This is a genomic window from Streptomyces liliiviolaceus, from assembly GCF_018070025.1.
Lineage (GTDB): Bacteria > Actinomycetota > Actinomycetes > Streptomycetales > Streptomycetaceae > Streptomyces > Streptomyces liliiviolaceus.
The window spans coordinates 4,284,963-4,296,991 of record NZ_JAGPYQ010000001.1 but is presented as its reverse complement, the minus strand read 5'-3'; the positions used below and the strand labels follow the sequence as shown (position 1 = coordinate 4,296,991).

9 protein-coding genes and 1 pseudogene are annotated in these 12,029 nt (G+C 69.8%); 2 read left to right on the top strand and 8 right to left on the bottom strand.

Annotated elements, in window-relative coordinates; translation table 11 throughout:
• Positions 1-202 precede the first annotated feature (202 nt).
• From J8N05_RS18825 to J8N05_RS18810, 4 genes are read right to left on the bottom strand one after another with little or no spacing between them, the layout of a single operon-like run.
• Positions 203-2,938 carry an ATP-binding protein gene (locus J8N05_RS18825; RefSeq protein WP_210884256.1) on the bottom strand — a complete coding sequence of 912 codons (2,736 nt, stop codon included), beginning with the start codon at positions 2,936-2,938 and terminating at the stop codon, positions 203-205.
• Positions 2,935-3,498, bottom strand: coding sequence for a hypothetical protein (locus J8N05_RS18820; protein ID WP_210884255.1), 564 nt, complete (start codon positions 3,496-3,498; stop codon positions 2,935-2,937). The genes J8N05_RS18825 and J8N05_RS18820 overlap by 4 nt, the downstream gene beginning before the upstream one ends.
• The gene (locus J8N05_RS18815; RefSeq protein ID WP_210884254.1) at positions 3,495-3,836 is read right to left on the bottom strand and encodes a hypothetical protein; all 342 of its coding nucleotides are present in this window, start codon (positions 3,834-3,836) and stop codon (positions 3,495-3,497) included. Before J8N05_RS18815 ends, J8N05_RS18820 begins: the two co-directional genes overlap by 4 nt.
• Positions 3,833-4,771: a conjugal transfer protein gene (locus tag J8N05_RS18810; RefSeq protein WP_210884251.1), complete on the bottom strand. Its 939-nt coding sequence runs from the start codon at positions 4,769-4,771 to the stop codon at positions 3,833-3,835. Before J8N05_RS18810 ends, J8N05_RS18815 begins: the two co-directional genes overlap by 4 nt.
• Before the next feature lie 364 nt (positions 4,772-5,135).
• Here J8N05_RS18810 and J8N05_RS18805 point away from each other — a divergent pair, with 364 nt between their 5' ends.
• Both J8N05_RS18805 and J8N05_RS18800 read left to right on the top strand, forming a co-directional pair.
• A complete protein-coding gene (locus J8N05_RS18805; RefSeq protein ID WP_210884246.1) occupies positions 5,136-5,876 on the top strand; it encodes a hypothetical protein in 741 nt (246 codons plus the stop codon).
• A 53-nt stretch (positions 5,877-5,929) separates the two neighbouring features.
• A pseudogene (locus tag J8N05_RS18800) lies at positions 5,930-6,367 on the top strand (sigma-70 family RNA polymerase sigma factor); the annotation flags it as partial.
• A gap of 253 nt (positions 6,368-6,620) precedes the next feature.
• On the opposite strand, the gene J8N05_RS18795 reads toward J8N05_RS18800, so the two are convergent.
• The 4 genes from J8N05_RS18795 to J8N05_RS48135 all read right to left on the bottom strand — a co-directional run bounded on the left by J8N05_RS18795 (position 6,621) and on the right by J8N05_RS48135 (position 11,970).
• The gene (locus J8N05_RS18795; RefSeq protein WP_210884244.1) at positions 6,621-7,061 is read right to left on the bottom strand and encodes a Pycsar system effector family protein; all 441 of its coding nucleotides are present in this window, start codon (positions 7,059-7,061) and stop codon (positions 6,621-6,623) included.
• 461 nt (positions 7,062-7,522) lie between these two features.
• Positions 7,523-9,880: an NACHT domain-containing protein gene (locus J8N05_RS18790; RefSeq protein ID WP_210884242.1), complete on the bottom strand. Its 2,358-nt coding sequence runs from the start codon at positions 9,878-9,880 to the stop codon at positions 7,523-7,525.
• Positions 9,877-10,296: a hypothetical protein gene (locus tag J8N05_RS18785; RefSeq protein ID WP_210884240.1), complete on the bottom strand. Its 420-nt coding sequence runs from the start codon at positions 10,294-10,296 to the stop codon at positions 9,877-9,879. The genes J8N05_RS18790 and J8N05_RS18785 overlap by 4 nt, the downstream gene beginning before the upstream one ends.
• Before the next feature lie 1,023 nt (positions 10,297-11,319).
• A complete protein-coding gene (locus tag J8N05_RS48135) occupies positions 11,320-11,970 on the bottom strand; it encodes a DUF6461 domain-containing protein (RefSeq protein ID WP_407699916.1) in 651 nt (216 codons plus the stop codon).
• Positions 11,971-12,029: the final 59 nt, after the last annotated feature.

Genomic DNA, 12,029 nt, shown 5'->3' with positions numbered 1-12,029 from the left:
CGCTCGCAGTAGTCCCGGCCCGGGCCCACGATCAGGTCGCACGGATCCTGCCCTGGTGAGCGGGATGCGAGGGTCTGCCCTGTGCGTGGCCACCACGCGTCCGCACCTGCCTCGATCGTCAGGACGAGCACCCCGAGAGCAGCGGCGATCACAAGGAGGACACCCGCGGCGGCCAGACACCGGACGCGCCCTGAAGAAGAGGTCATCGGATGGGTTCCTTCGGATTGACACCCGCGTGCTCCTCGGACTGCGGCTCAGGCTCTGAACGCGAGGCTGTGCTGGTGCGGTGTCCGGGTGTGGTGGTGATGGAGGTGGTGATGCGTGGGATACGGGGGATGGAGACCTTGACGCGGCCGGTGTTCTGGCGTGGGCAGGTCAGCAGGAGTTCGCCCTCCCGGCCGGTGCGGCCGACGGGGGACAGGCTGGTGGTGACCAGCCGTACCAGTTGTGCGCTGTTGGGGTCGAGGCCGATGAATTCCAGGCCGCGGCGGGCGTGTTCGCGGTCGGTGGTGCGGGCGAGTGCCCGGTAGGCGATGAGGCCGCGGTCGGGGCCGAGTTCGGGGGCGGTGTGTGCGCCCGCGAGGAGTCCGGCGCCGTGTTTGCGGCCGTCGTGGAGGATTTCGTGGACCAGGGCGGTGCCTTCGGCTGATGAGGTGAGCCAGTACAGCTCGTCCAGGACGACTGCGGTGAATCGTGCGGGGTCGGCGAACGCGGTCTGCCGGGCGAGTGCTGCGATGAGATACAGCACGGCGCGCCCGATGAGTGCTTCGAGTGGCTGCTGGTGCAGGATCTCGGGGTGGTCGAACGCGGCCCGGGGCGGCAGTGTCAGGCCGGCCGTCGTGATGACGATCATGTCGGAGGTGCTGGAGGGGTCCGGTGTCACCGGCGGGAGCGTGGGGTCGAACACCATCCGCGCCAGGGAGTTGGCGGCCACGACCCGGATGAGGCCGGCCAGGCTCGCGGCCGTGTCCTGCCGTGTGCCCGCCCCGTCGGCGGCCGTCTCCTGCAGGGCCTGGAGCACGCGGTGCATGGAAGGGGCGTCGCTGGCGGCGGCCTGTTCGACGGCGTGGTGCAGCACTTCACCGCTGGTGCTCATCGGGCCGATGCCGAGTTGCAGGGTGAGGTAGGACAGGGCGTAGTGGCGGCCCTGGGGGCCGTTGAACATGCGCAGCGGGTCGATGGAGACTTCGGCCTGTGCGGCGTCGATGATCTGGACGCGGCCGGCGGTGGCGGTGCGGGCGAAGGCGGCCCACTCGCGCATCGGGGTGCGGTCGATGCAGATGGCGCAGCCGCCGCGGGCCCACACTGCTTCCGCGATGAGTTTTTGCAGGACGCTTTTGCCCGCTCCGAGGTCGCCGACGATGCCCATCGAGGCCGACGCGTCGACCTTGGGCGCGTCCGCCATGTTGATCATGACGGGGCGGGTGGTTCCCGCGTCCAGGTCGATGCCGAGGAACATTCCGTTCGGGTCGCCGGTCTCGGCGGTGGTGAAGGCTCCGTTCAGCGCCCAGTCCTCGGAGACCTGGTGCTGGGTGAACTCCCGTACCACCGCGGGCCGTACGGTGCCCGGTAGCCCGAGGGTGAACAGGGTTTCCTGCAGGCCTACCGGGCGCACCGCCCGGTAGTCGGCCCCGCCGAGAAGGGCGGCCAGGGCCCGGGCGCGGGCGTCGCAGACGGCGGCAGTCGGCCCCCACACCGTCAGGACCGTGACGGACTGCACCTCGACCTCGACCGACGTCCGTGACAGCCGGGCATCGAGCTCGCCCAGATCGCGGGCCGCCTCGGTCAGGGAAGCGGGCATGCCGGTGGGGCGGGCGTCGTACTGGTCGGCCTGGTCGATGAGTTCGTTCTTCTTGCGCCGCACCTGCTCACGTGCCTTCTCCGCGGGCACGAGGGTGAGGTCGACGGTGTAGTCGACGGGAAAGTCCAGGCTCTCCAGCTGGGCGAACAGGTCGGCGGCGTCCTGGCCGACCGCGGGCGGGCACTCCGCCAAGGCCACCTGCGCCTGGTAGCCCACCCCGGCGTCGGACTCGACCTGCAGCCAGCGCCGTCCAAGCGGTGAGCCGGTGTGCAGCCGCCACCAGGCCCGGCGCCCTGAGCGCCTGGTCCCGCGCCCGCTCCTGAGCTTGCCGCCGCTCCTGAGCTCGCCGCCGGCGGCAGCATTGCCGTCAGGGTCGTCGTCGGGGCCGGGATGGGTGCCGCCTTCCTGTAGGCGGGCCTGGCCCAGGTCGGCGTAGCTGGGGGAGTGCAGCACTCCCTGGTGCAGGCGCCCGCCGTACCGGGTGCTGGTTTCGGCTTCGGTGAGGAGGGGTTCGGTCAGGCCGCGGTGGAGGGCGTGCTGGATCATCCATACGATCTCCGCCGGGCGGGCCGGGCGGAAGGTGATGCCGCCGCCGAGCGCGGCCTCCACCCGGCCGGCCTGCTGCTGGTAGGCGTTCACCTCGCGACGGGCCACCGGCGCGGTCCGCAGTCCCAGGCCTGCAGACAGCTCCGTCCCCACCGCGCCGAGGACCGCTGACAGCTGCAGGGCGGATGCGTCGCTCTGCAGTGGCACCGCCAGCCAGAGGGTGCGGCGGTGCATTTCCTGGCCGGCCAGCAGATCCAGGGCCGCCTCGACGTTCTCCACCCACGGATGCGGGCCGTCGTCCGGCGTCGTGTCGGCCGGTTCGATGCCCTCGATCATGCGCAGGGCGATCTCCCCGGGATCGACCTGCGCGCACAGCCCGAACAGCCGCGGCGCTCCGGACAGGGACCGCACCAGATGTGTGATCCTGGCGAGCTGTTCGTCGCGGACCGCGGCGGGCACATAGGTGCCCTGGACGCTCTCCTCGCCCGGTCCGCGCGCGTCGTGGCCTGGGTGCAGGCGGTAGAGGGCCCACACGCTGCCCTGCGTCGACCAGAGCAGGTGTCCGGCGATGTGCCGGATCGGCACCCTCACCGCACGCCCCCGCCCCGCCCGGCGAGCGCGCGCAGCTGCTGCACACCCGACACCGGGCCCCTCGCCGGCGGCCCTGCCGGAGTAGCCGGCTGCGCGCGACGGCGCCGGAACGGGCGGCCCGCGGCCGGGGCCGGGCCTGCTCCCTGCACGGCGCGGGGCCGAGATGCAGGGCGGGGCCCGGGCGCCTCCTCGATGGTGAAGCCGCCGAGCAGCGGGCGGGGAGCGCGGTCGCGGGCCGCCCGGCCGCCGATCCGGCCCCCGCGCGGCTGCCAGGCCAGCAGCAGCCAGCCCCAGAGCACCTTCACCGGGGCGCGGCCCCGGACGGTGGGACGGCGGACCGTCCAGATCGCCAGAAGCCAGGCCACGATCGGGACCGGCCCCATCCACGACCACCAGCCGGCGGTTTTGACGAGGAGGAAGCCGCCGCCGACGGCGAGTGTGATCTGCGCGGGCGTGTACGGGCCGAGCGGGATTTTCCAGTCCGCGACCTTCCCCAGCACCCAGGGGTGACGGCGGGCGGCCGTGTAGAAGCGTCCCACCCGCCCGGCGGGCGCGCTCACCACCGGCTCCCGGCGCCGGCGGCGTGCACCTGTGCAGCCGGATCCACACCGTGCACGATGCCGGGAGCGGTGGGTGCGCCGCCTGCCGGGTGTTTGACCTCGTCCTCGAACATGTCGGAGAGGTCTTCGCGGGAGTTGTACAGCCCCAGCGCGATGATCATCAGGAGGAGTGCGCCGATCCCGGCCTTCAGTGAGAACTTCTGGATCATGATCACGACGACGAGGGCGAGCAGACCCGCCTGCAGTCCCTTGGTCGCCCAGTCCTGGAGCATGCCGATCCACGCGTCGCCGAACTCGTCCAGCTCCCCGGCGAGCAGCGGGCTGTTCACGGCGTTCACCGCTCATTCCCGGTGCGCGCCGTGCCGGATTCCAGGGCCGCGACGTCCCACCGGCCCGAGCGGGCTGTGAGCGCCAGCTCGTACGCCAGCGGCCACCGCCCGCCCGCATCCCGGGTCTCCACCCGTGCCAGCACGCGGACCTTCGTGTGGTCGGCCGGCACCCGCCCGCCGGCCGCGGCCTTCTCCACGGCGAGGACCTGCTGCACCGTGACCGCCGTGTACGGGGCGGGGGAGACAGCCGTCAGCCGCACCCCGGGGGCGAGGTAGCGGTCCACCCCACCCGCGCCGGTCAGGTAGGCGGCGAGGAACTCCCCGACCGCGGACGACAGCGGCCCCTGCGGAACACGCACGCCGTACGGCGTCTTCGGTACCTCGGCCCGGGCCGGGCCGGCCACCACGGCCGGCGCACCGGTCACAGTGAACGAGTTGCCAGTGCGGCCGGCGGCCACCGGCACCGCGTAGTAGCGCACCGCACCGTCCGCGGACTGCGCAGCCACCGTCACCGACCACACACCGCCCGCGCGCCGCGCGCTGCGCACCGCCGTCACGGACCGGTGCGCTGATCGCCCGCCCGTGACCGGTTCGGGCAGTTTGATGTCCGGCGCCATCGACTGCGCAAGACGGGCCTGCGCACTCATGTCGTCCCTCGTACTGCTGCGCAGCCACGAGCCGACGAACAGCTGCGCATAGCCGGCCGGGTCGGCAGTCGCTGCCGTAGTGCGCACGGTGGCGGGCCTGCCCGTGGCGGCCGCTTCGACCGTGGCCGGGGACGAGGTGACGGCGACGCCCAGGGCGACCGGTCCGGCCGCGATGGCGATCCAGAGCGCCAGACGCGACAGGCGCACGCGTCGCTGCATCGCCTCCAGCCGGACACCGGCCGCCATCGAAACACCGGCCTCGGCCTCGTTCTTGGCAGCCTGCTTTCCAGGAGACATGGTCAAACTCCCAGTTCAGGAACGGATGTTGCTGCCCTGGAGGAAACCTGTCCGCCCCAACCCGACCACCGACCACGAGAGGCCGACCACGGTCACGATGAAGACACGAAGCCCGTGGTCGGGGAGATGGGCCCGACCACAGCAGCTCGGCGGGCTGTTGCTGGATCGTGCCCGCTGGTCGGTTCTGGTGGCCGTCCCCCTGGTCGGGGCCGGCACGTGAGCTGACGGGATGGAACACACGGCCGTACAACACCAACGTCCCTTCCCCCGTGATGCCGGCCGGTGGGAGCGGGAACGATCCCGTGCCCTGCGCACCGGTCACGTCCGCGACCACCGGTGTGCGGCCGTGTGCGAGCCCCTGCTCGTGCATGAACGCAGCCCATGGGGCTGGTTCGCCTGGACCGTGCCCGGTGACGGCACGCTGCCCGAAGTCCCCCACCATGTCGGGGTGCTGGCGCCGGAAGCGACCCGCACCCAGCGCCTGGCGCTTCGGTGGCTGACCCGGTGCCCCGCCCGGTATGTCACCTGGGACACCGCCTGTGTGGGCGCACGCTTTTCCGCGGCTGCCATCGCGCTCGTCAGCGTGCTCGCCGCACTGTTCGCCCTGGACCGCGGCGTTCCTGCCAGCGTCGTACTGCCGGCGATGCTGCTGGCCCCGCTGCTCGCCGAGTACCTGCCCGGCCGCCTGGACGCGAGGGCCGGCGAACACGTCCGCAGCATCGAGGGCGAGAGCGCCTGCCGGTACCTGCAGCGCCTCGCGTCCCTGCACACCTTGCTCGTCGACGCCGCCGCCGGCAGCGACCGCTACGAACTGCGGCGCTCGGTGGAGATCGGCCACCACCTCCTGTGGGAGGCGGTCTGTCTGCTCCAGGCCCAGGACATCCGCTCGGCTTCGGCCCACCTCATCGACTGCGAGCGGGTGATGCTCCAGCTCGTCGGCCAGGTCGCTCAGCTCTTGAGGCGCACCCGCACCGAGGACGCAACGGCCGCCACGGACCGGCCCTGCGGGAACGACGGGCCAGCCGGGGGCGTACCCACCTTCGCAGCCGACGAAGACGCCGCCGCACGTCTGTGGACGCTCACCGTCAATGCGCGGGATCTCTGAACCGGCCTCCCCGCAGCGGAACCCGACGGCCGGAACGGGGCTGAGCTGCGCTGCGGTCAGCGGAGCTGCGGCTCGCGCTGACCACCGCGACCGCAGAACTCTCCCAACAGCGCGGCCGTTCCCCGACCGTGCACGAGCTGGCTGAGCAGCTGGCCGTTTCGCAGGAAGAGGCACTGGAGGGGCTGGAGTTCGCCAACGCGTACTCCGCGCTGTCCCTGGAGGTCCCCGACACGGACGATGAGTCCCGGGCCGTCGCAGACATCCGGGGCGCCGAGGACGAGGCGCTGGAAAGCGTTGAGTACCGGGAATCGTTGAAATCGCTCCTGGATGATGTGCCGCCACGAGAGAAGCGGATCGTGCTCTTGCGCTTCTTCGCGAACATGACGCAGTCGCAGATCGCCCAGGAGGTCGGCATCTCGCAGATGCACGTCTGCCGGCTGCTGGCCCGCACCCTGGCACAGCTCCGCGAGAAGCTGTTGGCCCAGGAATGACGCCGCATGTCCGTGACCGTTCCCCTCATGGGAAAAGGAGGGCGGTCACGCCAGCTGGTGCTGCTCGTCCGCAACTCGTCGCTGACTGCCGGGATTCGACGGTCCCGGTGAGTGAGGCATTGTATCGGCCAGACGGCTCCTGCACGCCTGACGAACGCCGAGGGGCCGCCGTGGCCCGAGTTCTCGCCGACCGCAGCAGCGGCGGCATCCGGTCCGGCGACAGCAACCTCGCCGTCAGCCGGGCAGACGACTGTTACCTGGCAGCCGCCGCAAAGCCGGCGGCTGTCAGGAGACAGAACCCCAGTTGCAGAAGATTCCCTGCCCAGCGCAGCCGCCGGTATTTGGCCAGGGCGATGCGTGACAGGACGCGCAGCTCGTCCAGGTGGTAATCCGCTGTGAGCGCCTCCCGCAGCTGATCGCGATCGCACTCGGCCCAGGTCTGGAAGCTCCCCCTGCCGGAGGCGTCCAGGCGCGGTAGAACGACAGTGAGGAGCAGGTAGACGGCTCCCGCCGCCGCCAGGATTCCCGCCGTGGTGAGGCTGGTGATCAACCATGAGCGATCGAACAGTGCTGTGGTCTGGTCAGTGAACGCGCCCGCTGCGATGGCCACGACGGCAAGGACCACCGAAGCCTGTGTGTTCGCACTCTGCAGTTCGCTCCGTACGTTGGCCGTCTCGTCTTCAGCAAGGGACACCACGGAACTCCCGTCGTGAGAGGAATGGTCAAGACTTGCGGATCACGTCAGCTGGGCTGCTTCCGGTCGCAGCTGCGTGGCGACGCATGCCGAGTGCGGCGCGTTCGTCTGCATTCGGCCAGCAGCCTGAGGACCTCGGGGGAGAGCGTGATGCGCATGGTTGCGCCTGTGTTGCTGGAACCAGACGGATGCGCCCGTGACCTGTTCGGCGGTTTACGACTCGTTCAGGACGATGCATTGAGCAGGGCTCATTCGTGCAAGCGGCAGTGAAGACACCGCGTTGGGCGATCACCCGCGTGTATGCCTGGGCCCACACCGTGACATGCCGCCGGCCACGAGGCCGACGGCCCGGCGGTGCAGGTGGCGGCTTGCCGGGCTGTCCGTTCTCGTGCCCTGGTTGGCGCGCATGACAGCGGCCACCAGACCAGCCGCCTAGGGCGAGGCGGCCTTGGCGGACGTGTTTACGGGGCAGGTCCCTGTGCCGTGTAGAGGGCTACTCGCTCCTGCAGGTTCTGGTGCGTGAACTGGTAGTGCACGCCGTTCTGCCGGAGTACGCCACGTTTGTGCGCGTCGTCCAGGAAGTACATAAGGCGCTTCGGAAGGCGGTCGCCGCGCAGCGCCAGCCACAGCCGGGACGTGGTGTAGCGCCCGTAGGCCGCCCTGAGGAACCCGAAAGCCAGCCCTACGGCCACTGCATTCGCGATGCCGACCTTGAGACCGAAGATGACGTCGCTGCCGGGCTGCCCGGGCGGGAAGCGGGGGCCCAGTCCGGTGCTGACTCCGACGGCGAGACCGCCTGCCAGGGCGGTGGCCCAGAAGGTCCGCCGGTCCCGGAGCAGTGACAGCGCGGGAGTGGTGAAGACGGGAGGTCCCTTCGGCGGCGCCGCCTTCAGGCCTCCTGCGATGCTGCCCAGCACCGCCGTGACGATGCCGACGAGCAGGCCCCGCCGCAAACCCGCCTGCAAGGTCGCGGCGAGACCCATGATGAGGCCTGCGGCCAGGCCCGTCAGGATGCCGCGCAGGGACCAGCGGCGCTCGCGCGCGGGTTCGCTGTGAAAGGCGAGCACCGCGGCGCATCCGGCGCCCAGGCCCAGGCCGATGCCGTTGACGAGCGGAGCGATGGCGATCACCTCCGGCCGGCCGGTGAGGACCGCGGCGAAGCCTCCCGTGAATCCGCCCAGTGCGCCGGCCCGGAAGCCGCCCATCGAGCCCACGGTGATGCAGGCAGCCAGCCCACCGGTCAACGAGGGGCCCACACCCTGCACGGCACCGAACAGCAGTACCGCTGCAACGGTCCCGGTCAGCCCGCCGATCAGACCACCGCCCAGGGCCATGGCCATGCCGGAACGGGAGTCGAACAGGCGTCGCCCAACCAGGCCCCCGGCGACGGCGGCGATGAGCCCGATACCGGCCGAGACGGGAAGATGCAGACCCCAGACGCCCACGGCCGTCGTCAGGGCACCCACGATCAGCCCGGGAAGCAGCCGCGGTCCGGCATCGCCCAGACTCCACCAGTCCAGTGGCGTGAAGCCGTCCCCCTGCACCGTCTCCCGTCTTTGCACATCCCGGGCCAGGAAGGCCAGCCACCGGCGGGTGCGATGCAACTCCTGCGCTCGCTGATCGCGGTAGAGCGCCGGCACGTAAGCGTCCAGCAGATACCGACGGACCGTATCGGGTGTGGTGAATCGCTGATGGAACAGCTCGACGGGGGAGGGGGGAGGCAACACATCCCTGGTGGAGCGTGGCTCAGCAGAAGGCTGCTCTCTGGGCCGCAGGTTGTAGAGGACATCCGCCAGCCGGGCGGCGAGCGGGGTGGTCAGAGCGAGCGCTGAAGCAGCACTGGGCCTGGCCCGTATCTGAGCAGCCATCTCGTCCCAGCGGGCACGGGTGTCGGGCCCGGTGGTCGCATGCTTGAGATGCTCAAGCACCGTTTCGACGGCCAGCGGCAGCAACTCCACTCCCGCTGCCCCCGCCAACTCCACCTCGGCGTCGTGCTCCGGGCGAAGGGTCTCGCGCAGAGCAGCGCCGCGAGAAGCCACGACCATGCTGCGGTGGCTGCCGAGAGCTTCGTTGATACGCATGACGCCGATGCCTCGCCACTCCTTGGGCAGCTCATCGAGCCCGTCGAGAACGGGGAGGATTCTCCGCTCCTGCAACAGGGCACGGGCGATCGTGCGTCGATAGGTCACCCCATCGATCTGGTAGGCGACTTTGCGGTGCAGTCCTTTGAGGTTGGCGATGAGGCTCTGCTCCAGAAGATCATGAAGGCTTTGCTCGACCGGGTTCCACGAAGCAAGAGAGACGTAGAAGGGGACCGGTGTCCCCGGACTGCTCTCGCGCTGCGCGAGCAGGTCCAGCAGGAGGCGAATGAGAAGGATTGTCTTTCCCGCGCCAGGCTCCCCCAGGACGAGCAGCCGACAGGTGGGAGTCCGATGCAGAACATCGGCCAGTCTGGTCGCATCGGCCAGCTCACCGGGACTGCCGGCCCACGTCGTCTCGTCAACCGGCGAACCGGGCCATGTCCGGGCCAGCGCGGTGAGAGACTCCCAGGGCTGTACCAGATCCGGGTCCGCCGCCTTCCACCGCACCGTCAGGAAGTGGCCCGGCACACGCAGATCGAACTCTTTGTTCCAGTAGTTCCTGGTCGCGTCCGCCAACGCATCGGCCCAGGCCGCCAGCAGCCGCTCGGGCCGTCGGCCGAACAGGGTGACGGAGATATTCCCGCCGACCTGGACAACCCAGCTGAACGGCCCGGCTTTCGCGTCCTGGCTGACATGGCGGGGCGGAGGAGGGCGGTTGCCGTCCTCCGACGCCATCATTCACCGTTGATGGTGACGTCTCCGCCGACCTGGATGACCTTGCTGCGCCGGTCCGCCTGCGCATTTTGGTAGACGCTCGTCACGCGCTCCTGCTCAGGTCCGGGGAGTTGCCGAGCGATGTCCTCCGCCAACTGCCGAAGGTCTGCTCGCAACTGCGTGTTGTCGCCTGCCAGTTGCGCCAGGCGCGCCTGCCAGACACGAATCAGGGCCTCCTCTGCCTCCGGCGAGGGCGTTTGCATCGCTTGCAGGGCCAGGACGTACCGATGCAGGAAAGCCAGTTCATCCGGAGCTGTTTCCGCCTGCTCGGGACGAGCACGCTGCCACCACTGCACCAGGGCGTTGACGGCCCGCTGCCAGCCGTCGGTGGCCATCGCGCTGATCAAGGCCGTAGCGGCTGCCATGGTGATCGGATCCATCCGCCCCCCACGGTCGTGGCATCGGCCGGTGCGCCGCGACCAGACCGGAGAACCAGAGTGACGTACCCGAAGAAGCGGCGCAATGCCCGAAATGCATCGGAGCGGTATCATATGGCCCGCCGAATAGTCAGACGGAGCAGACGCCACATACGCATCGGGCCTGTGCCGCTCTGCAACGGCAACCGGGGACACCTGGCAGACGGCCTCCGCTTTGCCAGCAGGCTCTCGCAGGACAACCGGACCGTTCGCTGACACCTTCATGACGGGACAGCGTGAGGGCGGGGGAGAGGGCGGGCAGGCGCGCATGCCGGTGCGCCTCACACACCCTGCCGGAAGACATCTCAATACAAGTTCCCACGGGCGGCCGCCGCTTCTGTGCCCGCGCGACGTGCCACCGCCCCGTTGTCGCCGGGGAGAATCAGAGGCGATGGAGCGATGCCACCAGCGCGAGGGCTGTATGCAGTGGACCACTGAGGAACAGGCCGCGATTCGCGATCATGCCGCGGTGTTGGGGATCTCCGCGCAGGAGTACGTCCGTCAATCCGCCGGCAGCCGGGCACTCGACTGACAGCGGCAGCAGGAGACGTTCCGTGCAATGGCCCAGCGCCGAGGGACAAGTGTCGAACGGCTCCTCGAACGGGGCATGCTCACGGACGACACGGCCCGACCGCCGCCGGGCGGACGACCCGTACACGCTGCTCGCGCCTGCATCGTCACAGCGGTTCTCGTCGGCCACCCGCCAAGGGGTGACGCTGTGCATCGCGAAGGGCCGCACCTCTCACGTCCACAGCGCGCAGGCCGCTTCGCGCGCCTCCCTGCAACCGGCGGTCCGTGCCGCCGTGGCCGCGGGGTGGGGAAAGGGCGCGGCGCCGTCGGCTCGCTGGGCCCGCTGTGCCGGTCAGCTTCCCGGCGGGATGCCTCCAGTACGGCCGCCGAATGAGCCTGCATGAGGCGAGTGCTCCTCCCGTCACCGCAGATCGCAGACAGCTGGCAGGAGGGCCGGGGTGCCGTCAGATGAGTGTTCTAGGGTGCGTGTTGCCCGATCGTCCCCAGGCGTCTGCCCAGGCCGCTTGAGGTTCCCGATGCGGTGGTTCCTTCAGTGCGGCTCAGATCTGCCCTCATCAGGCCTGCCCGATCTGGGTCCGGGACAGTAACGGACAGCAAAGGCCCGTGGAGGAGCGATGTTGTCAGGTAGCGCCCCGTATATTCAGCAAGGACTTCAAGGCATGCTGTAACGCCGTCCGCGGAGTCGGTGAGCCGTTGGACCCTGCCTGCGAAGTCGCGGCCGCTCGGTGCGGAGGGAGTATCGTTTCCGGGCTCGAATGACTCAACGAGTTCTCCGTCAGTCATGTAGTGCAGCGTGGTGAGCGCATGCCCGGTCCGGCTCAGAATGAATGCTTCTGTCTCCTTCGAGAGTGCACGTCGGATTCCGGGTGTGAAGCCGATGCAGTTTTCGAACTCGATACAAAAGGACCAGTTCCCGAGACTTCCCGCACGCAGTGCGGTACTTGTTGCGCTCGGCTCGTAGATTCCGAACCACTCCTCCGACGTAAGCCATCGGGCCCTGGCGGTGTCGGCGCCATACGCTTCGAGTACGTCCTCAACGCTGCGTCCCGCCGACAACGTGAGACAGAATTGTCCCGATTGGGCCAACGTCCAGGGTTCTGCCGTCATTGCGCCCTCCGTCACCACCGAATCAAACTGCCAATATTTCCGTCAACATGGCCGTGCGC

What these genes read in the sequence shown, in the direction of transcription:
- J8N05_RS18810 (WP_210884251.1), bottom strand. Translation starts at nt 4,771, where the DNA reads ATGTCTCCTGGAAAGCAGGCTGCCAAGAACGAGGCCGAGGCCGGTGTT.
- J8N05_RS18790 (WP_210884242.1), bottom strand. Translation starts at nt 9,880, where the DNA reads ATGATGGCGTCGGAGGACGGCAACCGCCCTCCTCCGCCCCGCCATGTC.
- J8N05_RS18785 (WP_210884240.1), bottom strand. Translation starts at nt 10,296, where the DNA reads ATGGATCCGATCACCATGGCAGCCGCTACGGCCTTGATCAGCGCGATG.
- J8N05_RS48135 (WP_407699916.1), bottom strand. Translation starts at nt 11,970, where the DNA reads ATGACGGCAGAACCCTGGACGTTGGCCCAATCGGGACAATTCTGTCTC.